The 22,155-nt window shown below is 50.6% G+C and carries 19 protein-coding genes; 3 read left to right on the forward strand and 16 right to left on the reverse strand.

Annotated features, from left to right (window positions below; genetic code table 11):
- Positions 1–3: 3 nt before the first annotated feature.
- The 7 genes from NATSA_RS10175 to NATSA_RS10205 form a co-directional block, all read right to left on the reverse strand.
- Positions 4–1,383, reverse strand: coding sequence for an aspartate aminotransferase family protein (locus tag NATSA_RS10175; RefSeq protein ID WP_210512270.1), 1,380 nt, complete (start codon positions 1,381–1,383; stop codon positions 4–6).
- A gap of 94 nt (positions 1,384–1,477) precedes the next feature.
- Positions 1,478–2,137, reverse strand: coding sequence for a 3-oxoacid CoA-transferase subunit B (locus tag NATSA_RS10180; protein WP_246481785.1), 660 nt, complete (start codon positions 2,135–2,137; stop codon positions 1,478–1,480).
- Positions 2,138–2,154: 17 nt separating this feature from the next.
- Positions 2,155–2,868: a 3-oxoacid CoA-transferase subunit A gene (locus tag NATSA_RS10185; protein ID WP_210512272.1), complete on the reverse strand. Its 714-nt coding sequence runs from the start codon at positions 2,866–2,868 to the stop codon at positions 2,155–2,157.
- Positions 2,868–4,490, reverse strand: coding sequence for a hypothetical protein (locus NATSA_RS10190; protein WP_210512274.1), 1,623 nt, complete (start codon positions 4,488–4,490; stop codon positions 2,868–2,870). Before NATSA_RS10190 ends, NATSA_RS10185 begins: the two co-directional genes overlap by 1 nt.
- 246 nt (positions 4,491–4,736) lie before the next feature.
- A complete protein-coding gene (locus NATSA_RS10195; RefSeq protein ID WP_210512276.1) occupies positions 4,737–5,537 on the reverse strand; it encodes a hypothetical protein in 801 nt (266 codons plus the stop codon).
- Between the two features lie 66 nt (positions 5,538–5,603).
- A complete protein-coding gene (locus NATSA_RS10200) occupies positions 5,604–6,899 on the reverse strand; it encodes a BaiN/RdsA family NAD(P)/FAD-dependent oxidoreductase (protein ID WP_210512278.1) in 1,296 nt (431 codons plus the stop codon).
- Positions 6,900–7,194: 295 nt separating this feature from the next.
- Complete coding sequence (locus NATSA_RS10205) at positions 7,195–10,551, reverse strand: T9SS type A sorting domain-containing protein (protein ID WP_210512280.1); 3,357 nt, start codon at positions 10,549–10,551, stop codon at positions 7,195–7,197.
- A gap of 201 nt (positions 10,552–10,752) precedes the next feature.
- Between NATSA_RS10205 and NATSA_RS10210 the strand changes: the two genes are divergently transcribed.
- Positions 10,753–11,172 (forward strand): hypothetical protein, encoded by a 420-nt coding sequence (locus NATSA_RS10210; RefSeq protein ID WP_210512282.1) that lies wholly within the window; start codon positions 10,753–10,755, stop codon positions 11,170–11,172.
- Here NATSA_RS10210 and NATSA_RS10215 read toward each other — a convergent pair.
- The 9 genes from NATSA_RS10215 to NATSA_RS10255 form a co-directional block, all read right to left on the reverse strand.
- Positions 11,135–12,175 (reverse strand): stealth family protein, encoded by a 1,041-nt coding sequence (locus NATSA_RS10215; RefSeq protein ID WP_210512350.1) that lies wholly within the window; start codon positions 12,173–12,175, stop codon positions 11,135–11,137. The two genes, NATSA_RS10210 and NATSA_RS10215, sit on opposite strands and share 38 nt — an antisense overlap.
- Before the next feature lie 11 nt (positions 12,176–12,186).
- Entirely contained in the window at positions 12,187–14,196 is a 2,010-nt protein-coding gene (locus NATSA_RS10220) for a M48 family metallopeptidase (RefSeq protein ID WP_210512284.1), read from the reverse strand.
- 27 nt (positions 14,197–14,223) lie between these two features.
- Complete coding sequence (locus tag NATSA_RS10225; RefSeq protein ID WP_210512286.1) at positions 14,224–14,811, reverse strand: LemA family protein; 588 nt, start codon at positions 14,809–14,811, stop codon at positions 14,224–14,226.
- Between the two features lie 78 nt (positions 14,812–14,889).
- The gene (locus NATSA_RS10230; RefSeq protein WP_210512288.1) at positions 14,890–15,621 is read right to left on the reverse strand and encodes an SDR family NAD(P)-dependent oxidoreductase; all 732 of its coding nucleotides are present in this window, start codon (positions 15,619–15,621) and stop codon (positions 14,890–14,892) included.
- Between the two features lie 15 nt (positions 15,622–15,636).
- Positions 15,637–16,662 (reverse strand): synaptic vesicle VAT-1 family membrane protein, encoded by a 1,026-nt coding sequence (locus NATSA_RS10235; protein ID WP_210512290.1) that lies wholly within the window; start codon positions 16,660–16,662, stop codon positions 15,637–15,639.
- A gap of 376 nt (positions 16,663–17,038) precedes the next feature.
- The gene (locus NATSA_RS10240) at positions 17,039–17,260 is read right to left on the reverse strand and encodes a LapA family protein (protein WP_210512292.1); all 222 of its coding nucleotides are present in this window, start codon (positions 17,258–17,260) and stop codon (positions 17,039–17,041) included.
- Between the two features lie 103 nt (positions 17,261–17,363).
- Positions 17,364–17,684 carry a hypothetical protein gene (locus NATSA_RS10245; RefSeq protein ID WP_210512294.1) on the reverse strand — a complete coding sequence of 107 codons (321 nt, stop codon included), beginning with the start codon at positions 17,682–17,684 and terminating at the stop codon, positions 17,364–17,366.
- Entirely contained in the window at positions 17,681–18,325 is a 645-nt protein-coding gene (locus NATSA_RS10250) for a SatD family protein (protein ID WP_210512296.1), read from the reverse strand. Before NATSA_RS10250 ends, NATSA_RS10245 begins: the two co-directional genes overlap by 4 nt.
- 252 nt (positions 18,326–18,577) lie before the next feature.
- Positions 18,578–19,537 carry a hypothetical protein gene (locus NATSA_RS10255; protein WP_210512298.1) on the reverse strand — a complete coding sequence of 320 codons (960 nt, stop codon included), beginning with the start codon at positions 19,535–19,537 and terminating at the stop codon, positions 18,578–18,580.
- 509 nt (positions 19,538–20,046) lie between these two features.
- Here NATSA_RS10255 and NATSA_RS10260 point away from each other — a divergent pair.
- Both NATSA_RS10260 and NATSA_RS10265 read left to right on the forward strand, forming a co-directional pair.
- Complete coding sequence (locus NATSA_RS10260) at positions 20,047–21,198, forward strand: efflux RND transporter periplasmic adaptor subunit (RefSeq protein WP_210512300.1); 1,152 nt, start codon at positions 20,047–20,049, stop codon at positions 21,196–21,198.
- A gap of 36 nt (positions 21,199–21,234) precedes the next feature.
- Positions 21,235–21,996 carry an ABC transporter ATP-binding protein gene (locus NATSA_RS10265; RefSeq protein ID WP_246481786.1) on the forward strand — a complete coding sequence of 254 codons (762 nt, stop codon included), beginning with the start codon at positions 21,235–21,237 and terminating at the stop codon, positions 21,994–21,996.
- The last annotated feature ends 159 nt before the right edge of the window (positions 21,997–22,155 follow it).

Genomic DNA, 22,155 nt, shown 5'->3' on the forward strand with positions numbered 1-22,155 from the left:
CGGTTATGCATGCTTCGGTGCAGCTTGTTTGTCATGCAACTTGTCCAGCCCCGGTTTGATGTGCCGGAAACCGTTGAGCATGGCTTCGGACAGCCGCACGATCTCATCCTCTGTAATGGCGGTGGAAAGCATGCAGGTACAGGTGTTGATCATCATGATCTGCTCCTGCATATACAGATAATCCAGTAGCTCCTTGATCAGCGCTGTCTCTTCAGCCGGCTGATAGGCCTCACGGTAGGACTCCGGCGAACTTTCTTTCAGGTGGATGCGGAACATCGATCCCGCACCGGTCACTGAAACCGGTACGTCAGCCACAGAAACAGCCTCGTTGATTTGACCGACAGCCATTCCGGCCAGGTCGTTGATCCGCTCTACCGCTTTCTCATCGAACAAGCTCATGGCGGCATAGCCTGCCGTCATCGTAACAGGATTTGCCGAAAATGTTCCGGAATGCGGGAACAAAAGCCTGGACTCACGCGGATCAAGTACACGCATGACATCCGAGCGGCCGGCTACGGCTCCGACCGGAAATCCGCCGCCTATGATTTTTCCGGTTGCGGTCAGATCCGGTTTGTCAGGATAGTCTGCCTGGGCCCCGCCATAATTCACGCGCAGGGTCACAACCTCATCGAAAGCCAGCAAAGCGCCGTTTTCACGAGTCCAGTCGTACAAACCGGCAATAAATTTCTGCGTGCCGGGGAACAGCCCGACCCTGTGCGGAACCGGATCAACAAGCACACAGGCAATGTCACCGGCATGATTGTCCAGAATGGCGAGAGTCCTTTCCAGGTCGTTGTAGGGATACACGACAACATTGTCCAGCACGGATTGCGGCGTGGCATTGGCCACCGGAACAGAGTTGGGCTGGTCCGGATCTCCCCAGTTGGACGGATTGGATGTCTGACTGACCTCGGCATAGTCGTAGCTGCCATGATAAGCGCCTTCGGCTTTTGCGATTTTTTCCCTGCCGGTATAAGCGCGGGCCGCTTTGATCAGGGTCATGACCGCTTCCGTTCCGGAGTTCACAAACCGTATTTTTTCAAATGACGGTATGCGCTTGTTGAGCAGCTGGGCAAAGGCTATCTCCGGCGTTGTTGCCATCGTGTAGGCCGTTCCTCTCTGAAGCTGTTCCGTAACAGCCTTGTTGATTTCCGGATGGGCATGACCGTGAATCAGAGAGGCCATGTTGTTTGCAAAATCGATGCGGGACACACCTTCGATGTCGGTCACATAGCAGCCGGATGCGCTGGCAGCATAATAGGGGTGAGGCCGGCGAAAAACGGTATTGCGGCTTACACCGCCGGCGATGACATCGCAGGCTTCCTTGTATATGCGATCTCCGGATCGTTTTTCCTTGTCTGACCGGCTGGATGGGGTTTCCATAATGAGTACACTGAGATGATATTCAGTGAGAGGTTGGTTTCGGGTGGTATTATATACGAGTTTCGGATTTCATGTATGTTATCGGCAGATGCTGTCAGCGGTGAAGCCTGGCACCGGTTTGCTGCTGAAGATAATCAAATGTGATTTCGGGATGCATTTCCCGCACAAACAGTCCGTCAGCGGTCACATCGATGATGGCAAGATCGGTGTAGATCCGGTCAACCACTGCTTTTCCTGTAAGCGGATAGGTGCATGATGACACGATTTTCGGGTCGCCGGACTTGGTGTTGTGCCGGCTGATTACGTAGATGGTTTTGGTGCCGGCCACCAGGTCCATCGCACCGCCAACCGCCGGAATGGCACCCGGTTCGCCGGTCGACCAGTTGGCAAGATCGCCTTCTTCGGAAATTTGCAGGGCACCAAGCACGCATATATCAATATGCCTTCCGCGGATCATGGTGAAACTGTCGGCATGATGGAAATAGCAGGCACCGGGAATGGCTGTGACGCATTTTTTCCCGGCGTTGATCAGCTCCGGATCTTCTTTGCCGGGTTCAGGAACCGGACCCATGCCCAGTAAACCGTTCTCCGTATGGTAAATAACTTCCCTGTTCTCCGGGACATAATCTGCGACCAGTTCCGGCATTCCTATTCCCAGATTGACATAGGATCCGTCCGGGATATCCAGCGCGACTTTTTGTGCCATGGCCGGCACGTCCCATCGGGATGGTGTGCGGCTTGTTTTTTCTTTCATTGATGTACTTCCGGAGCTTACCATGGATATCTCCTGTCTTCGGCTACAAGTTTGGATTCATCGGCCGGATCGGCAACTTCCACCACGCTGTCAACAAAAATGCCGGGGGTGACAACGGTTTCAGGGTCAATATCACCCGCCTGAACGATGTTCCGGCTTTGAACTATGGATGTTTCAGCAGCGGTGCACATGACCGGCCCGAAATTTCTTGCTGTTTTGTTGTAAAGAAGGTTCCCGTAGCGGTCGGCAGTCTGGCATTTGACAAGTGCGTAATCGGCACTCAGGGCATATTCCATAACATATTTCTGCCCGTCGAATACCCGCTCTTCTTTGCCTTCACCCAAAGGTGTATCCACGGATGCAGGGGTGTAAAAGGCGGGGATGCCCGCGCCACCGGCCCTGATCCTCTCGGCCAGTGTGCCCTGAGGGACAAGCTCCAGTTCTATTTCCCCGTTTTTGTAGAGCTCGGGAAATACCCGTGAATTGGCTGTCCGTGGAAAGGAGCAGATCATTTTGGCAACCTGACGGTTTTCAATCAGGGCTGCGAGTCCGACATGGCCGCTGCCGGTGTTGTTGCTGATTACAGTGAGGTCCCGGGCACCGTGGTCAATAAGGGCGTGTATCAGTTCAATGGGACTGCCGGCCTCACCAAAGCCGCTGATCATTACCACAGAACCGTCTTTTACTGTGCTGACTGCTTCAGCCGGGGTAGAGACAATTTTATTGATCATCAATTTTGTTTTTGGAACTCGCGTTGCAGCTGTTCGGCGAGTGTTCGCTCTATTTCCTCAAGTTCTTCTTCGTAAAAATAGGTATCCGAGTCGAAGGGCTTCAGGTTTTCAATAGTGTTTTCTTCACGGTCATACTCGGCAAAAAATACTTCGTCCATCCATTTCATATTTCTCGCTTCATTGAATTTCAGCACAAAGGCATCCCGGCCGTTGATCTTCGTTGCACCGATAAGTGAAACCTTGCCCGCCGATGAGGTCATGGTGATATACCGGGAGGGCCGGTTTACCGATGGCAGCTCACGGTATACCTTGTTGAATATTTCCAGGATGTCGGCAAGCGGCGCAGAGAAGTAGTGGTGCTCTCCGGTCGGACGTGCACAGTACATCGAGTGAAATCCGACACCCAGCATGCCCAGAACATTTCCGAGATCGATCCAGTTTTGCGCCGAACGGTCCACATCCACCTTCCCGTCTTCATCCTTGAACAGGCTGATGTTGTTCATGATCGGACTCTGACTGCGGATGGTCACCCCGCGGGATTTCAGGCGCCGGATGGCAGCGATGGCCGACGGATTGATGACTTCACGGGGTGTGGATATGTGAGCCATCCAGACGACCTGCACGCCATGGTCATAAATTTTCTGGAACAGGTCAAGAAACTTGTCATAGTCGCTTTGAAGGATCATCTCGGGATGGAATGTCAGAGCGCGCGAGCCCAGACGCAGTGTCTTGACATGCAGCAGCTCCGGATCTTCAAGAATCGGAGTGATATACTTTTCAAGTCGCCCGAATGGAATATGTCCGGCATCGCCTCCGGTGATCAGCACATCGGTTACCTCTTTGTGCCGTTTCAGATACTCATGTATCTCACCGATGTCGTCCTGGGCAAACATGTCTTCATCACCCCGAACCTGCGCGTGACGGAAGCAATAAGTGCAGAAAGCAAAGCAGCTTTGCGTTGTTTTGTCAAAGATCAGCTGGCAGGGGGGATATTTGTGCTGACTGCCTTTGAGCACTACCGGTTCGCCGGCATCGTTCAGGTACCAGGGCTTGTTCAGCAGCTGATTCCCGTCATGCGGATTGGTATTTTTCTGATGCTCCCGGACGATCTGTGCCTTTTCCTCTTCCGACACGGCGTTGATATAGGCGTTCACCACACCGGAGTCAATCATGCCGGGCTGGGGCATGACCAGCTGAAACAAGGAGTCATTCTCAAAATCATTCCAGTCGATCTTGTTCAGTACATGTTTGGTGGCCAGAAACCGGTATACATCAATGAACAGCTCGCGTTCGGCGATGTGCCCGATATCGATACCGTTTTTTTCGAGTATGGCCACGATCTCGCGGAAGCCCTTAAGTCCGGAATAGTGATGCTTGCCGGTGAACATGAACTCCCGGGACTCCTGAATTCCCGAGTACTGAGGATAAGCTGCATCAAGACGGGCCAGTACCCCTTTCGGAAGCAGATTTTCGCTGATGATATTGGACCTGATGTCATCTGTATAGAGATAACGGTCCATCAGCAGTTCCACAAATTTATCATTAATGGGTGAGACAGTATCCGGTGCGGGATGCAGTTCGGATACCGGGTCGGATTTTTTCAGGGTGTCCGGAGATGCCATGGTGGTTAATATTTTGAGCAGTATACAATGTCAATAATAGATAAAAGACAGCAAATAAATAAAAAACGGGCAGGTTATCCCTGTATAATAAATAATGTATACCGTTTTACTTTATTATTCAGTCTAACAACTTGATAAAAAAGTATCTGATAAAATGCAATAATCCGTAAAAAATAAATACGAAAAGTCTTGTGGTAATTATTTGAATATGCGTGCTGCGGAAGCCATTTGCTGAATATGGAATCATCAGAGTTGGATCGTCAATCCGGCTGCACCGTAATTGATCCAGGAAAAATTATAAACATCGTCCACATCCGCACCGCCTTCCAGGAGCCGGTAGCCGGCTGAAAGCACAATGCGGTCTCTCAGGCTGTAATCCAGCATCAGAGAGACATCCGTTGCACGGCCCTGCAGACTTCCCAGCGTTTCCAGATCCAGAGTAACTGAAATTCGGTCTGATAGTTCTCTTCTGGCCATGAAATGAATCAGCGGAACAAAGCCCAGATCGGTGTCACGATCGGATAGTTCCCCGTCATTATCGTCTGCACTTTGCTCAAGCTCGATTTTGGCATCTCTTACAAGTCCGGCCGCTCCAACGCCAAGTGTCCACGGAGAAGTTCTGTAGAATGTATAGCGATAGGTCAGACGGTACGTGTTGAACCGGTAGGTTCCTTTGGTCGGAGTCGCACCCGCAAAGGTGGTTTCATTAAAGAACACGTCCCTTTCCAGCTCATCGGTTCCCGAGACTTCGAGCGGAGCAAAAAGACCCTGGATGTAATGACGGTCGGTAATGTGATAGCCGATGCGGATCCTGAAATAGGCGTAAGGGTCTTTTCCAATGAGATCGATCATGTCAAATTTGGTGCCGCCTTCGTTGGGAATGCGCACATCGTTCCGTGAAAACCACACCGCACCGGCTTCGGTTTCGATGATAACATTGCCGGAGTCGCGGGCTGAAGTATTACCGGGAGTGGAAAGCAGCGGCAACAGAATGAGCGGCAAAAGGATGAAGACAGGCCGCAAGTGGAAATAGTGTTTGATGGTCATAACGGAATTGGTTGGGTTTGATGGGGCAGATACCAGAATAATACCAGTAAAACGGGAAAAAAAATATCAGGAAGTAACCGCATATCTTCCGGCCAGCCGGCCGCTTACCCATGCCCAGTAAAAATTAAAGCCGCCGATTCTGCCGAACACATCAAGGATCTCACCGCAGAGATAAATTCCGGGAAGGATCCGCGACTCCATTGTGGCCGGATTGATTTCATCGATTGGAACACCGCCTCCCGTAACTTCGGCTTTGCTGAATCCGGCATGCCCGGTCGGAACAAGCCTGTATTCGGTCAGCATGCTGATCATAAGATTGCGCTGTTTTTTGGTGAGCTGAGCGGTTTTCAGCTTTTGAAGGCCGGCTTCTTCCAGCAGATTGTCTGCAAGTCTTCTGGGGAGGTATTTTGCAAGAAGCCCGCTGGTCGTCAAGCTGCCCTGAAGCTGTTCCCGCCACCAGTCCGCGCCCTTGTCTGCCCAGTTGACACGCAGGGCCGCCTTATATCCGGATGGATCATCAGCCAGTGCCTTAACTGCCACATGTGACACATCGAGCACGGCCGGCCCGCTGTATCCGTCATGGGTAAAAAGAAAACCGCTGCGCCGCGAGCCGAAGGTGCTTGACTGTCTGGCTTCAGGAACAATGTCAACGTCAAGCGATACGCCGGGCAGGGGCTCCCGTCCGGGATGCGGTCCCTTGAGTGGCGTCAGCGCCGGATACGGCTCATGCAGCGAATGTCCCAGCTGCTGCATGATGGAGTGGCCGGTTCCATCCGTTCCGGTACGCGGGATAGACATTCCGCCGGTGGCCAGAATTACCTTTGGCGCTATGTGCGTTTCTCCGGAAGCGGTGGTTATCTTCCAGTACTCACCGGTCCGGCTGATGTCCGTGACTGACGACGATGTTCGTATCGTTACCCCCAGTTTCCGGGCGCGTTTCACCAGAAGATCCCGTACTTCCTTTGCAGAATTGCTTTTGGGAAACCATTTGTTGGATGCCTTCTCACATGCCATATCAAGCCCGATTTCCGATGAAAACCACTCATGGCAGCCTTCAACCGACCATGATTTGAAGACATTACGCAGGCGATTCGGCGAAGATTCGGTGATAAAATCATCTTTGGTCGCCTCTACAGGGAGGACATTGCAGCGGGTTCCTCCGGACATCAAAATTTTGCGGCCGGGCTGGTTTGTCCGTTCAAGCAGCGTAATTTCAGGATGAGAACCGGAGTCTTCATCGCAAATTTTGCCTGTTTGTGTGCCGAACCCGGAACCCGGAGCGGAACCGGATTGCGCGGCAAAAATCGCGGCCGTCAGTCCTGCGGCCCCGGCTCCGGCAATAAGTACATCGGAATAGAACATGAAACCTTGTTACTGAACACCTGGATACTGAACCTTCTCCCGGTAAAGGTACCCAGAAAAACAAAAACGGCATAGCCCCAGGAGAGAGGTATGCCGTTTCATGTGTTTATAATTTTTGATTCATATGGTCAGATGAACCGAAGGTCACGAAGTGAAATGCCATGACCGTATTTAATCATACGCCTGTTTGTCCGGGCGCCAGCCCGGTCATGGACATTTCATGAAGTGACGCTATTCAGTCCGTGATGTTTGCCCGGTCAGGGGGCAACTCTATTTACTATCTGGAAAAATTTCCTCATTTCAGCAGCATCATTTTTTTTGTTTCGGTGAAACTTCCGGCCTGAATGCGGTACAGGTATACGCCGCTGGTCAGATTGTCGGCATCAAACGTCACGGAATGAGTTCCCTGTGACATAACTTGATCCGTCAGAGTTGCGACCCGCCGGCCCAGCACATCGAAAACATCAATGACCACGCGGGTCTCTTCGGGTAAATCAAACCGGATGTTAGTGGCCGGATTGAACGGGTTGGGATAGTTCTGATGGAGTTGAAATTCGGAGGGTACATTTTCGGCCAAATCATCCGGATCAGCTCCCACGACAGTTGCCGTTGTCGAAAGGGGGATAAACCCTCTGTTATTACTGGTATGGATTTCATCAATGGCATCGTCAGGATCAAGAACAGCAAAAAGCCGGGGCTCTGTTACGGTTTCCGGCATTACAAACTGAGCGGTGATAGTTTGCTGCCCCCGGATCGGCATCAGCGGATCGGTCTGCAGCTTGTCATCTCCATCCAGGAATGTGATGCGCTCACCGCTCTCGGGCTTTCCAAGATAAAGATGGACATCCACGGCCTGTTCAAGCTCCACAAGACTGAAGTTGTGTACATCCACATCAACCGTTACCGTATCTCCTGAATTGATGCGTTCGGGCAATACGCTTATTGATTTGGTCAGCTCGAGCAGATCCTCGTCGAATTCTACATCGCCGCCATTGGAACGCAGCTCTGATTTTTCTCTGAGGTGTCTCCATGGCAGTTTGATTGCAGGATCGGGTTTGTCGCCGTATCTCTCATCCCAGAAGCTGCTGGGGCCGCCAAGAAGCTGCTTGTCAAGACGTACAGCATAGTCAATTACGAGTGGTCCGTCTCTGTGCCAGTAGGCGTAGGGATAAATGATATACTGTGCTGTAGGAAATTGTGAGCTTATGGAACCCAGTTCAACTTCGATTTTGATTTCTTCACCAACCGACATCCGGTTTGTCTGCAGTTCTGATGTGCTGTAGCTTCCGCCGAGGCTGAGTCCCAGCGGCTCAAAACCAAGAGAGCCGCCAATGGCTACATTGGACTCCGTAAATTCTTCTTCTTCTACAAAATCACTGAATTCCAGAGACCATGTGGAACTGGAACCTCCGTCTATGCTGAAATTGGGATCATCTTCACGAAGTCCCTTAAGTAATATGTCGATGTCATCGTCATCTGATTCCAGAATGTGATCATTTCTGGGATATGACAACAAATTGGTTTCCTCTGACAGTGAACGGTATTGGTAGGCAAAGAAGCTGTCGGATGACATCCAGGTGTTTGCCGTGCCGGTCGGGAACACTGCCAGAACGGTGCCTGCAAATTCACCGCTGTCATATACGTCATATTCCCAAAGATCGAAGGTCGTAATAGCGGCATACACCTGATCCGTATCTCTGGCAGTTCGGCTTTGGGTAAAGGTCTCCCGTTCGGCTTTGAACTCGGAATGGCCAAAACGTTCACCATATTTGGCACTCATGCCAAAGGAAATGACATTCATCGCGCCCTCTACGGATGCATCCACGGTCCAGTCGCTTTCAACGGACGTTGATACCGAACGCTCCTCAGTTTCCACAGAAGTGAATGTTGCACGGAAGCCGCAATCATCCCCGAAGCAGTTGTTAACATCGTAAATGGTTTCACCGATTTTGTCGAAATGAGTAGGAGGCGCCTTGAGAATGATCCATGGCTGGTTTATATCCGTGAGCTGCGAACGTCTGGGATTTTCATACCGGATGCGCGACTGCGTGAAATCCCCTCCGGCAATGGCATAGGACCGGCCTTTTTCATCACTCTCTTTCGTAAGTTCTTCGAACTGATCATCAAACAGCGAGCTTAGCTGATCCTGCCCGGGTTCATCGATCCCAAACGCCTCGATCCAGAAATTGTAGCTGTCGCCCTGACTCAGCCATTCCGGATTACCGCTTGCCAGAGCAATTATTTCTGTGGTGAATCCACTGTCACCCGTGCGGATAAGATCTCTTCTTTGATTGACATCGGACACGGTCACGTACCGGGATGAATAACTGGCCGTTTGTTGCGGAACGCTGAAATCCAGTGATTGATCAACAAAAATGGCAACTTCTCTTTGGATGTCATTACCGTTTTCGTCCTCGTCATTTTCCTCTATGTCATCGGTTATTTCCGGCCGTTCCGGAGCTTTGAGAATCAGAGCCCGGCCGTCATTCATAACCACAATTTCATCCTGCCCGGTGCCGTCGATATCACCGCTGGCCATGGAAAAGGCAGAAAGCTCGTTGATCATGCTCACCATGAAGTCAAAACCGGGCCAGACTTCAAGTGATTCATCCGCAAGGTCAAGTATCCTGACAAAAAGATTGTCCTCTTCCTGAGCACCTTGCGTTTCCTTCTGCATATTGAATCCCACTGCTGTTTCCTGGACAACATTTCCGGTAAAATCACCCATTACAGTGGATATATTAATGTCAGAAGTCACTGTAAATCCATCATAAAGTTGTCTGGTTTCGCCCGGTATCAGAGTGAGCTGATCACCATTCGGTTCTGTGTAGAAAATTTTTGTCTCAATGATGACATTGGAAAATGATGACCCGTCGGCGGCGTAGGAAAAAATGATCTCACGGGTGTTGCTCAAGGTCATTTTACCCGCTGCAATGTCGAAGGCGCTGTAATCGTCCGGAAACGGCCCCATATTGTAATCGGCTATCTGACTGAGCTCAAGATCATCGGTAACAGTGAAAATTTCGATGATATAATCCGAATCATTTCTGTATGCAAGAATGATTTCGTCCCGGCCGTTGCGTGTAAGATCTTCCGCATACATCCTGAACAAGCCTCCGATAAAATCATCAGCAGCTGTCTGAATGCTGTATTCAGAAATGTCCATATCAAAATTGTCGACATTATCACCTTCAAGACGCTCAGGATCCAGGTCGTTTATGACAAAATGAATGGCTCCGTCACCGGCATAACCGCCGACAAAGGTTTCATAATCATCGCCGTTGAAGTCTCCGGTAACGACATCCACATGGCTTCGGTGGAAATCATCGAAAGAAAACCGGGGCTCAAAACCTTCCGTATCGTACTGATGAACTCTCCTTTCGGGAAGCGTCTCATGCTCCTGAAATAAAAACTGATCCATATCCGGAGTTTTGTCACCGTAGACAATCTGAGAGAACAGTTTTCTCTCGGTTGTTGCGGTATTCGGATCATATACGTCCTCAAGCCAGAAAACAACCAGCTCGTCTGTTCGCAGATAATCTTCAAAACCATCCAGTGGATGATCGGTAGTGTCATTTACCGTTTCCTGTGAGGCGGCAAACGAGGGCACAAAAAGCAGCAGAATGATAAACTGAACCGTAAATCTGATCATGACAGGCCTCTCTGTTGGTTATTCTTTGTGATATAGTGAATGGACCAGCCACCATATTAAAAAATAAATAAATAAAAAACAGTAATATGTGTACAAATCACGCAATAATAATACTGTGAGTATCGTCCGGAACAGGCCGGAATAGTTGCAAGCGATACTTTTAGCAGTTTAGGCACTCGTATAAACTCCGTACATTGCAGTATGAAATACTTCCGGAAAATGCTTGCCTACATCCTGCCGGTCCTGGCTGTCATTATGCTCGCCGGACTTATCCTGTCACGTGTGTATCAGCCGGAGCCCTCCGATCCCGACCCCGAAATACGCATTTCAGCTTTTGACGCCAAAGACCATGTCGGTGAAATGGCCGAAGTGTGCGGTGTGGTGGAGTCCGCCGATTATGTGCCACGGATTGGCGGTGAGCCGACATTCCTCAACCTGGGGCGACCGCATCCCGATCAGCCCTTCACAGCAGTTATCTGGGGCGATGACCGGGCAAAATGGCAGGTGCCGCCAGAGGAGCGCTATCTGACACGGGAAGTCTGTATTTCAGGCAGAATAGAAATGCATGAAGGCGTGCCGCAAATCAGGGTGCGCCGGCCCGATCAGATCCGTTCAAACTGACGGGCCCGTCAATATGATTGCCAAGTGTCTGCCGGATCTCCTCACGGTGCTTCCTGCTGAAACTCTCAAATCCATGCAAACAGGCAAAACGCACATCCTGATTGCGGATCAGACGCAGCTTGCGGCGCAGGGTAAATCCGAAGTCCATTTCACCGTTGAGCATCACAAAGTCCGAAGCATCCCTCAACTCCGCGTGACCAGAGGCGATTTCCAGATGATGCGCCAGATATACCGATGAAAACTGGGCCGTGTTTCTGAACTGGTATCGGATGTTTTCCTCGAAAGGGCGGGGATGCGTTTCAAAAAATTTTTTCAGTGTCTCTGTACGGATGGGGTGGGGGATGTGCGGGGTTCTGAAGTACTTGTCGGTGAACCCTGCAAGGCGGGCAGACCGGATCTGCAGAAGAAGATTCATCGACCTGGTGATCCCGAGGATTTTTTTTGAAAAAAACGTGCCGGCATCGTTCAGCTTCATTCTGAGGGGACCGTAGCTGTGCATCTTGTCCCAGCTCCCGCGCAAAACCACCCCGTCATCGGTGAAAAAGTGCCCGGGTACGGTTTTGCCGGCCAGGAAAAAATCATCGTTGAAATAAATAAAGCGCGGTGCCAGTCCGGGAATTCGCCAGAGCGCAGTTTCAACTGTACGCGAATTGAACGTCGGCAATGCCCATTCGTATGATTCAAAAATCACTTTGTGGTCAACAATCTCCAGATTGCATGTTTTCTGAAGCTCCGGTGTAAGGAAGTCCGGTTTCTGATTATCCGTCACAAGAAAAATCTTCCGGATCCAGGGGGCAAAGAGCCGGATGGAGTTGATGCAATAGACCAGCTCTTTGTTGTCAAGAAATCGGGTCGCATCCTGTCCGGTTTTTACCGGCTCTGATGACAAGCCGCATTGCGATGCCTCTGCCTTTTCCCGTTTTTCCCGGTGCGCCTGGTCGTTCCCGTCGACCCACGTAATAACCGCGTCTGTCTGCTGTGATCCTTCCTGAAAATCTGCCATTAGGGAATGTGTTAAAATGCTCCGAGGGGTACCGGACTTCCTATTGCAATGGAAATTGCCCGGAACAGCTCCCGTTCACGGGCGGATATCTGATCATCGGCCGAAATGCTGTGTGCAAGAGATGAAAGCAGGTATTTTTTTACCGGATTTGCCGACGCGGCAATTTCTTTCAGTGCGTTATCCAGTACTTCAAAAGTGTACTCATCCGGACCCAGCAGCCGGATGTCACCGGGCAGCAGCTCCCGCACAGGCTCAAGTCCGGCATCCCAGGCTGCCTGCGTATCACTTTCCGATGCATGGGCCATGGCCGACAGCAGGACGGCAAACTCGTCTGACAGTGTCTTGAAATGATAATGCCTGATTTTCGGATCTTTTCTTTTGGAATAGGCGGTGTCCAGTTGATGAACAATCATTTTTTCCATGGCGAACTCGAACAGACTTACGTTCTCGTCATCGCGTATCAGCCGCTCGATGGTTTCACGGAACTGTGTATACTGGAGCTCGCTCATCTGTCTTAGTGCAGGCAATGCCAGTTCGGCAAGCGGGAGGAACCACTCCCGGCTTCCTTTTTTCAGATCACGCAAAAGCTTTTGCGTAAGTCGGGTCAGCTCCTTGCCGGACTCCTCACGATACCATTCCGGCAGCTTTTCTGAAGATGGTTCACGTCCGGATAGCAACAGCGCAATGGTAAGAGCTTCGGCCCCGAGCGGCTCGTGCGCCACTTCCCTCAGTTTCACCGGGATGCGCTCAATCAGCTGACCCGCGACCCGCATCCGGTCCCCGTCCACCGTACCAATGGCAGCAAGGATAATTTCCGGCCTCAAGGCAGGATGGGCCGAATCTGCGCCAATGCCCGGAATTCCTGGAACTGCCGTACCGGATTCGGATGCAGCTTGTCCGGATGCTTTCCCGGGAGCGGAACCGCCAGCCCGGGCCGTGTCTGCAACACGATCTTTTTCAAGCCGCTTTTTGATGCGCGCCTTCTTCTTCTCATTTTCCTTGTCAAATGCCGGATCGATTGCCCTGATTCGTTTTTCCAGCGGCGGATGGGTGGCAAACATGCGGTCAAGGGCAGAGTGAAAACTGCTGGCAAAGAACAGGTGACTCATCTCCATGGCGTGTCCGTCATTGATTTTGCCGCCGTGCCTGGTTTCAGCGATTTTCCGCAGGGCGCCCGCGATGCCGTCAGGATTGCGGGTATATTGTACTGCTGCCGCATCGGCCAGATATTCCCGCTGACGGGAAATGGCCGCCTGGATCATCCGCCCGAAGAGCATGCCGATGTATCCGATGATCAGAAGGGCGACACCAAGCAGGATCATCACCAGCGCAGCCTGGCCTCCGCCGCCGCTGCCCCCGCGCCCCGATCCGCCCATGCGGGAAAAGGCGGCACTGCGCATCATTATCATTCCCATGATATGCAGCAGCAAAATACCGTTCAGAATACCGATGAGCCGGATATTCAGCCTCATATCGCCATTGAAAATATGGCTGAACTCATGAGCAATGACGCCCTGCAGTTCATCACGGTTGAGCTTGTCCAGCGTTCCTTTTGTGACACCGACCGCGGCATCATCGGTACCGAAACCGGCCGCAAAGGCGTTGATGCTCTGCTCATTGTCCAGCAGGTAAACATCGGGAACCGGCAGCCCGGATGCGATCGACATCTCTTCCACAACATTCATGAGCTGCCGCTCTTGCTGGTCACGGGTGGAGGGCTCAACTTTCCGTCCGCCGAGCATTTCGGCCACCGCCGAGCCGCCTTTCCTGAGCTGGGCCACACGGAATAATGTTCCGGCAAGAATGATGATGACCAGGATGGTGGATACCGTCATCAGGACATCAGGAAACCACACCCGCTCCATGACGGAAGCGTCAGGAGGCACCTGTCCACCATAGCCGAGCAGTATCAGCACAACAAGATACACCGCGGCAATGATCAGCAGAATGGATATCATGTACAATCCTACCAGCTTCCAGGTTGCCCGGCGCGCCCGGTCTTGTGCTTCGAAAAAATCCATGATCTGACGGTTAAATAGGAAACAGCGTTAAAACGAAATTTGCGGTGCCTGCCTTTCTTCGGTGGTGTCAACCTCAAAGAGCTGGGCAGGCTGAAATCCGAACATATTGGCAAACATGATGTTGGGAAACTTTTCCCGGGCTGTGTTATAGTTCATCACCGCATCGTTGAATGACTGACGGGCAAAAGCAATCTTGTTTTCCGTGGATGAGAGCCCTTCGGATAACTGCATCATGTTCTGATTGGCTTTCAGATCAGGATAGTTCTCCGATAAGGCAAACAGTCTTCCAAGTGCGCCGCTCAGGGACTGCTCGGCACCCATCAGCTTTTTCATCGCATCCGGATCATCCGGCTGCTGCGCAACCTGCTTTTCAATCTGTTGCGCCTGATTCCGGGCCTGTATGACCGCTTCCAGAGTCTCCCTTTCATGCTTGAGATACCCCTTGGCCGTCTCAACCAGGTTTGGGATCAGGTCATAGCGTCGTTTGAGCTGGACATCGATCTGGGCAAAGGCGTTTTTGAATCGGTTGCGAAGCGCCACAAGCCGGTTATAAATGGCGATCGATGTGCCGACCATGATAACAAGCAGTATTAGTACAACGATGAGTATGGTCATGGTTTTTTGAAATTGGATTGCAGGGTTGCTATGGTGGGATTTCAGACAATAATGTAAGAAATTGCTGACAGTGAAGCACTATAAATCCCTGCGCTTCAATATCACAGATTCAGGCAGGTTTCTTATATATGCCATTACCCAGCGCATTTTTTTCCCGGTGTAGATTTTGTGTCTGCCTTTCTTCCAGGCTTCATAGATGTCTTTCCCGGCCGTTTCGAGCGGAGTAACGCCGAACTTGGAAGATCGGCCTGCAACCATTTTGGTGGGGACAAAGCCCGGAAGGACGGTGATTGCGGTGGCGCCCGATCCGTACAGTCTGTGCCGCAACCCATCCAGGTAAACGGTCAGGCCCGATTTGGCTGCGGCGTAAATATAACTGCTTTTTCTGCCGCGCTCACCGGCAACCGAGCTTAGTCCGATGATGGTCCCCGCTCCGCGGCTTTCAAAATCCCGGGCCACGATTTCAAGAATGCTGATTGCCCCGGTCAGGTTGCCGTCGATCACCTGGCGCGCCTTTTTAAAATCCTCCTGGCATTCCTGCTGTTTGATCAGCACGCCGAACGCCTGAATAACAATGTCAGGCTTGTCAGCCAGGTCATTATAAAATTTTGGATGTGTATCGAATGCAGTTGCATCAAAGGCCATGCCCTCGGCCCGGACACCGAACTCTTCTGAAATGTCACGGGCGTTTTCCCTGGCTTTTTCCAGGTTGCGGGAGGCAAGAATAATGTCAGCTTTTTCCTTTTCGGCAAATTGTTTGGCTGCGGCTAATCCGATTTCTGAATTTCCGCCAAGTACAAGTACCAGCATATACGATCACTTTTTTTATTCCTCGTTTGCATTTGGCAGCAATATAATTTTGCCAAAGTTTTTTCGCTCTTCAATATATCTGTGGGCATCCGCTGCCTCCTCAAGCTTGAATGCCGCATCGATGTGAGGGGATATCCAGCCCTCCCCGGCGCCTGCCAGTATGGCTTCGGCCCATCTGCGCACTTTCTTCTTTTCGTTCCAGAGCCGGCCTATGTTGACTCCGTATACGCCTTTGTTTCCGTTCATCAGCTGTATGGGCGTATAAAAAGGCAGGCGGCGCATCACCGAAAGGTATTTTAATGGTCCGGCCAGTCTGGAGGTGGTCACTTCGGAGACACCGAACATGCCCAGTCTGCCGGAAGGTGCCAGCACCCGGTAGCTGTTTTTCCAGCTGGCTCCGCCGAGCGGATCAAAAACCAGATCCACACCGCGTCCGCCGGTGATCTCCCGGACCCGCTCAGTCCAGTTTTCGGTCCGGTAATCAATCACATGATTATATCCCCGGTCGAGGAGCCGTTCATGTTTGGACGCCGATGCGGTGCCAATGGTTTTGGCGCCCCGGTGACGTGCAATATCAAGTGCGGCCAGCCCTACACCACCACCGGCGTTATGGACAAGCAGAACGTCATCTTTCCCCAGGCCTCCCATTTCCGATAGCTGCCAGGCGGTCAGATAGTTCACCGGTATGGCCGCGGCCTGTGATAGCGTCAGATTGTCCGGAACACGAAATACCTGCTCTTCTTTTACGACCACGATTTCGGAGTAGCCATGAAACCGTGTCAGGGCAAGCACCCGCTCACCGGGCTTTCGGCTTACATTTTTACCAGTTTTCAGAATGGTACCGGCCACTTCATAGCCGACGACAACCGGCGGTTTCGGTGCATCGGGATACAGGCCCCTGCGCGCCAGGATATCCGCGAAATTGACTCCGGCAGCAAAAACTTTGATGGAAATTTCATCCGGACCCGGAACAGGATCAGGATAATCGCGGACTTCAATTACCTCCGGTCCGCCTGATCTGGTAATGGTGGCAGCTTTCATCTGTTAAAAATTTCTGATTTATAATGTCAGATAGAATGACATGACCGTTTTTAATCATGCTCATGTTTGTCCGGATTTTAGCCGGTCATGATGATTTCATCTGTTTAAAATTTTTGATTCATATGGTCAGATGTAATGCCATGACCGTATTTAATCATACGCCTGTTTGTCCGGGCGCCAGCCCGGTCATGGACATTTCATGTGTTTATAATTCATGACTCTAACGTCACATGAACCGAAGGTCACGAAGTGAAATACCCATGTTGGCTATAATCATGCTCCTTTGTGACGGTGAGCCGCCATGGGTATTTCATAATTTGTATGATTCAATAGTACAGTTTAGCAGAAAGAAACCGATGCTCTGACCAACGAAAAATTATCGCCTGATGCGCGCCCGGTTGAGCCAGTTTTTGATCAGCATGATCAGTGATCCGCCCGTCATCATGCCCAGAATATAGACAAGAATGACAATCAGGGATATCGGAAGTTCAATTCTCATGTTCAGAAACTTCAGAGTCGCCAGATCCAGATTCTGAAATGTAAAAATCAGCACTATAGCAGTCAGGACAATGATCAGTGTCAGGTAAATATATCTCATTTTGTAATGGTTGAATATTGTTGGATGTGAGTATCATCAGACACTCCGGAAGATACTACCTTAAAAGGTAATATCTGAAACCCGCTCGGAAAATGCCGGTAACTCAGAATATCAACGTCATGACAAGCTGACTGTAAACAAGTGCCGTCAGCAGTGAGATGAAATTTCCGATTAAAAAGTAGTCATTGGATATTTTCGTGTTCTTCTGGAAACGGGTGCCGATTTTTATGGCGCCGAATGCAATGATCACCTGCGGATATCCCGATAACAACCCGGTGATCAGGAACAGCCGCTCCAGTACCCCTTTGAATACCGACATAAAACGGTTTTCATCCGGTTCCATCCGGGTGCTCACAAAATGAAACACCACGTTGATAATGATTTCCATTGCAGCATATGTGAGAATGAGCCATATCCAGTTCATGACGACTCCGTTTTGCTGTAATTTATAATGAAGGCCTTTAGCATTAAGTATTCGTCAATCATCAGGGTTTTTCGCCGGCGGTAGATCTGCGAGCGATCCTTTCCGTACTTTTCTCCGACCTCCCGGTCACTCTCTGTTTTGATCATGTCCAGTATCAGGGAAAAATCGTCACGTTTCCAGCGCCCCGCAATACCGTCCAGCACCACAAAAATGCGGTTTAGCTGCTGTGACAGCATCCTCTTTTTTAAGCTGAAGTTGAATCGCCTGCGGTCTCTTTTTTTTGCAGTCAGCATTTTCCTCGCTTCCGTCAATCCTTCACCAAGCATACCGTAGGATGTATCCGGGTTGATTTCCGTTTCGATTTTCCCGAAATGAAGTACATAGTGCAGGCTGAAGTCCAGATTCATGGCCAGTTTTTGCTCTTCAAAGTAAAAAAGTGTTTCTACGGCGGATGAAAGTGATTTGGTGACGCCCTGGAATTCATCCCCCAGAGTCACCGTATACGGAGAAAGCGTATGATTTTCAAGGTCACGGTTGGCGGATGATACCAGCTTTTTCAGATCCCGGCCAAGTTGATCCGGTTGATAATCACTGCTTTGGACTACATCTCCCATCAGTATATAATATGTGCTCTTTCGCATGGCTGCACGGCAATGTTGTTTATGATGTAGTTATACTGCAACAGTACTTGATAGTGCATAAAATATGCATCAAATATATATGATGCAATATAATAACAGCATGCGAGGGTTACCCCAACGAAGTTTATCTCAACAATGTGTCCTATTGTAAGAGAAATGTTCAGTGTTGCTGCATTATCCTCTCTGATACTATCGGAAGACCTTTATTATACAGATTTCGGTCAGTTTATGACAATGTTGCTGCTAAGATGGTTACTGGCCAAGTATCCATCCCTCCGTCGAACGTATCAATCCATCCGGAACGGTTCCTTCCGGTCTCTCACCCTTCAGAATACCAATCATTGAAAAGAGCCCAGGCACCGAATCAAACCGGTCCTCACCGTGCCTGTCTTCACCAAAACCATGCAGAATGTCATCACGTAATTGTTGTGATATTGTAATATCCATCCTGTCGAGAAAATCACATAATGAAGATGCCTTGCTCATTCTGTCTGTAACGGATCGCTTGCTCCACCCACGCCCCGGAACACCAAGCCCTAATTGAATAGCAGCTTCTGCGGAATATACTTCTGCTGCCACAATCTGTCGTTCGGCCAGCAAGTCGTGAAGATTGCCATCGAAAGGCCAGAGTGCCGTATCCAGGCCGGGATCATTAAGGGCCGGCTGCAATATGTCTTTCCAGCCGGATATGGCAGCTTTGCCGACTTGCTGGCTGCCCATGGTCCAGAAGATCGCGCCGGCGGCTTTCCGGTGTCTGGTTGCACGGTCACAATGACGCAGGAGATCCGTATAGCTTTTAATGCCAAGTCCCTCAGCAAGATGAGACCGGGAAGTTCCGCCCGGACGCCTGGGGTAGAAGGGACGGAAAATGGAAACGTCCGAAGCCGTTTCCGCAGGGTCGAAAAATTTGGACAGCGAGTCCTTTCCGGCCTTGCGGAGAAGTTCGCGGAACGATGACACTCCAAGTTTTTTTGCGTAAGCCAGGGGGATTCCGAGAGGAAAGTCAAACCCGATCCATAAGCGGTGATTGCGGCCGCTGTTTGTATCCTCACGCCGGTAGCCGGCCGAAATCAATTCATTGAGCAGATTCCCGGCTGACGGCACGCGTTCAGGAGAGGTGACATACAGATTGTTCGGATCCGGACCAGTGGCCATAGTGATCCAGCGTTTATCCGGATTCGCCGACCAGTCGGCATGGGCAATCGTGATCATGTATTAGCTGTTAGAGAGGGATGTTCCGGAACAGACAGGGGATTTCGTGTTGCAGGAAATGTCACAATAATCACGAGTAAAGACAACAGAGACGGATTTTCTTGTTAGCTGCCTAATAGATGGTCAGATCTGTTTCGGCCTCGCCAACAGTGACGTACTCTCCTTCGTGTTTCAAATGCCACGAGAGGCGCAGCCGGAATTATGGCTGCAACAGTCCGCCCCTGGTCAGCTCATAGAATCAGAAAAAATTTCTTTATAATAATACGCATAAGCGGTGCATTAGAAAAGAGTATTAATCAGAATCGGATGTATATGGGTAATCTCCGATGTCAATGCAGTGTAAACTTCCGCGAAGAATATGCTGTTACATATTCATTAACCAACAAAGATTGCCGAAGATAATGTAAAAATTGATTAATCCCGCACAAATGGTGTATGCAATACTGATAATTTGCCATAATTAGTGTATTATCAGCGGGCGTATCGAAGGCAAACATTACCTAAAACTGATGAAATTTTTAAAATATGCGTTGCTCATTGCCGTCGCAGTGGCTTTGGCTAGCTGGCTCGGGTTTCAATACTTTGGCGGACAGGACGACTCCCTGCCGCCATTGAATACCGAAACCGTCAATTACGGAGATATTTCAAGCCATGTCACAGCGCATGGTACGCTCCAGCCGGTGGAGGAGGTACTTGTAGGAAGTCAGGTATCCGGCATTATCGAAGAGATTCATGCCGATTTTAACGATGAAGTTGAAAGGGGACAGGTTGTCGCCCAAATAGATCCGTCCACTTTCAGGGCTGATGTCAGCTCCGCCGAAGCACAGCTCGAATCGGCCAAAGCCGCCCTTGAATACGCCAGAATGCATCACAGCCGCACAATGGAGCTGCGGGAACGCGAATTTATTTCGCCTTCGGAGCTTGATGAGGCGCAAGCTGCACTGAAACAGGCTGAGTCAGAAGTGGAAGTGCGCCGGCACGCGCTGAACCGTGCACAGCTGGAGCTGAACCAGACAACGATACACTCGCCAACCGACGGAATGGTCATATCCCGCGAAGTGGATGTTGGTCAGACTGTTTCTGCCAATCTGGACGCTCCGGAAATTTTTCTTATTGCCACCCACCTCGACCATATGCATATCTATGCCAATGTATCAGAAGCCGATATTGGCAGGGTGCAGGAAGGAAACGAAGTCCGGTTTCATGTCGATGCCTACCGTGACGACGAGTTTGAAGGAGAGGTGATACAGGTCCGCAATGCCCCTATCACCGAAGATAATGTCGTCTACTATCAGGCCATCATTTCAGTCAGTAACGAGGACCATTTGCTGAAACCGGGCATGACTGCAGAAGTCAGTATCATCACCGAAGAAAGAGACAATGTACTGCGTGTACGAAACAATGCGCTGCGGGCCCGACTGCCTGATCACATCCGGCCGGACCATCCCGGCGATGCCGATGATACAGATACGGTCGTCTATATCTTACGGGAGGATGAACTTGTTGCTCAGAAGGTCGAAACAGGCCTGAGCGACGGACTAAACACGGAAATTCTGGACGGGCTCGAAGAAGGCGATGAGCTGGCCGTGGGAATTTCTCTTGATACCCGGGAAGAAGAGGGCGGTCCCGGTCTTCTGCAGGGAAGACAGGCCACATACTGAAAAAGCTGCCGGAATCTGTCCGGCTGATAATAATATATGGCTCTGATTGAAGTAAAAGACATAACAAAAACCTACAAAACCGAATCGGTGGCGGTTGAAGCACTTCGCGGTATTGACCTTACGGTGCAACGCGGTGAGTTTTCTGCAATCATGGGATCAAGCGGTTCTGGAAAATCCACACTGATGAATATCATAGGCTGTCTGGATCAGGCTACCGGCGGGCAGTATCTGCTAAACGGTCAGGATGTGGCGCAAATGCACCGCAATCAGCTTTCTGAAATTCGAAATAAAATGCTCGGTTTTGTTTTTCAGTCTTTCCACCTTTTGCCGCGGACAACAGCCCTGGAAAATGTTGAGCTGCCGCTTATTTACAGCCGGGAAGAGCTGAGCTGGAAGGAGATCCGGCGGCGGGCAAGGGAAGCCATTGAGCGGGTCGGACTTCAGGATCGTATGAAACATACCCCGAATGAACTTTCCGGGGGACAAAAACAGCGGGTTGCCGTTGCCCGGGCCCTGGTCACCGAGCCGGAAATTCTTCTGGCCGATGAACCTACTGGAAACCTTGACAGCCGCACAGGTCTGGAACTGATCGATCTCATCCAGAATCTGAACAGCCAGGGTCTGACAACGCTGATGGTAACTCACGAGGCAGAAATCGCCCGGTTTGCCCGGAGGGTCATCCGTCTGCACGACGGCCGCATTATCAGTGATGAACACCATGAATCCATGTCTGCATCGGAAGCACTGGAAGATGTCGACGAGGATCATCACCATTCAGAAGACAAGGTAACCTCATGAACTGAACATGACCGGGCCGGTGCCCGGGCACACAGGCGTATGATTAAAAACGGTCATGTCATTCTATCTGACATTATAAATCAGAAATTTTAAACAGATGAAATGAACATGACCGAACGGGCGTCAGGACACACAGGCGCATGATTAAAACCGGTCATG

Origin of the sequence: Natronogracilivirga saccharolytica (assembly GCF_017921895.1) — a bacterium.
Classification (GTDB): Bacteria; Bacteroidota; Rhodothermia; order Balneolales; family Natronogracilivirgulaceae; genus Natronogracilivirga; species Natronogracilivirga saccharolytica.

Bases quoted from the DNA above. Each gene is read 5' to 3' on its own strand.
- NATSA_RS10175 (WP_210512270.1), bottom strand. From the start codon at position 1,383: ATGGAAACCCCATCCAGCCGGTCAGACAAGGAAAAACGATCCGGAGAT.
- NATSA_RS10180 (WP_246481785.1), bottom strand. From the start codon at position 2,137: ATGAAAGAAAAAACAAGCCGCACACCATCCCGATGGGACGTGCCGGCC.
- NATSA_RS10185 (WP_210512272.1), bottom strand. From the start codon at position 2,868: ATGATCAATAAAATTGTCTCTACCCCGGCTGAAGCAGTCAGCACAGTA.
- NATSA_RS10190 (WP_210512274.1), bottom strand. From the start codon at position 4,490: ATGGCATCTCCGGACACCCTGAAAAAATCCGACCCGGTATCCGAACTG.
- NATSA_RS10195 (WP_210512276.1), bottom strand. From the start codon at position 5,537: ATGACCATCAAACACTATTTCCACTTGCGGCCTGTCTTCATCCTTTTG.
- NATSA_RS10200 (WP_210512278.1), bottom strand. From the start codon at position 6,899: ATGTTCTATTCCGATGTACTTATTGCCGGAGCCGGGGCCGCAGGACTG.
- NATSA_RS10205 (WP_210512280.1), bottom strand. From the start codon at position 10,551: ATGATCAGATTTACGGTTCAGTTTATCATTCTGCTGCTTTTTGTGCCC.
- NATSA_RS10210 (WP_210512282.1), top strand. From the start codon at position 10,753: ATGAAATACTTCCGGAAAATGCTTGCCTACATCCTGCCGGTCCTGGCT.
- NATSA_RS10215 (WP_210512350.1), bottom strand. From the start codon at position 12,175: ATGGCAGATTTTCAGGAAGGATCACAGCAGACAGACGCGGTTATTACG.
- NATSA_RS10220 (WP_210512284.1), bottom strand. From the start codon at position 14,196: ATGGATTTTTTCGAAGCACAAGACCGGGCGCGCCGGGCAACCTGGAAG.
- NATSA_RS10225 (WP_210512286.1), bottom strand. From the start codon at position 14,811: ATGACCATACTCATCGTTGTACTAATACTGCTTGTTATCATGGTCGGC.
- NATSA_RS10230 (WP_210512288.1), bottom strand. From the start codon at position 15,621: ATGCTGGTACTTGTACTTGGCGGAAATTCAGAAATCGGATTAGCCGCA.
- NATSA_RS10235 (WP_210512290.1), bottom strand. From the start codon at position 16,662: ATGAAAGCTGCCACCATTACCAGATCAGGCGGACCGGAGGTAATTGAA.
- NATSA_RS10240 (WP_210512292.1), bottom strand. From the start codon at position 17,260: ATGAGATATATTTACCTGACACTGATCATTGTCCTGACTGCTATAGTG.
- NATSA_RS10245 (WP_210512294.1), bottom strand. From the start codon at position 17,684: ATGAACTGGATATGGCTCATTCTCACATATGCTGCAATGGAAATCATT.
- NATSA_RS10250 (WP_210512296.1), bottom strand. From the start codon at position 18,325: ATGCGAAAGAGCACATATTATATACTGATGGGAGATGTAGTCCAAAGC.
- NATSA_RS10255 (WP_210512298.1), bottom strand. From the start codon at position 19,537: ATGATCACGATTGCCCATGCCGACTGGTCGGCGAATCCGGATAAACGC.
- NATSA_RS10260 (WP_210512300.1), top strand. From the start codon at position 20,047: ATGAAATTTTTAAAATATGCGTTGCTCATTGCCGTCGCAGTGGCTTTG.
- NATSA_RS10265 (WP_246481786.1), top strand. From the start codon at position 21,235: ATGGCTCTGATTGAAGTAAAAGACATAACAAAAACCTACAAAACCGAA.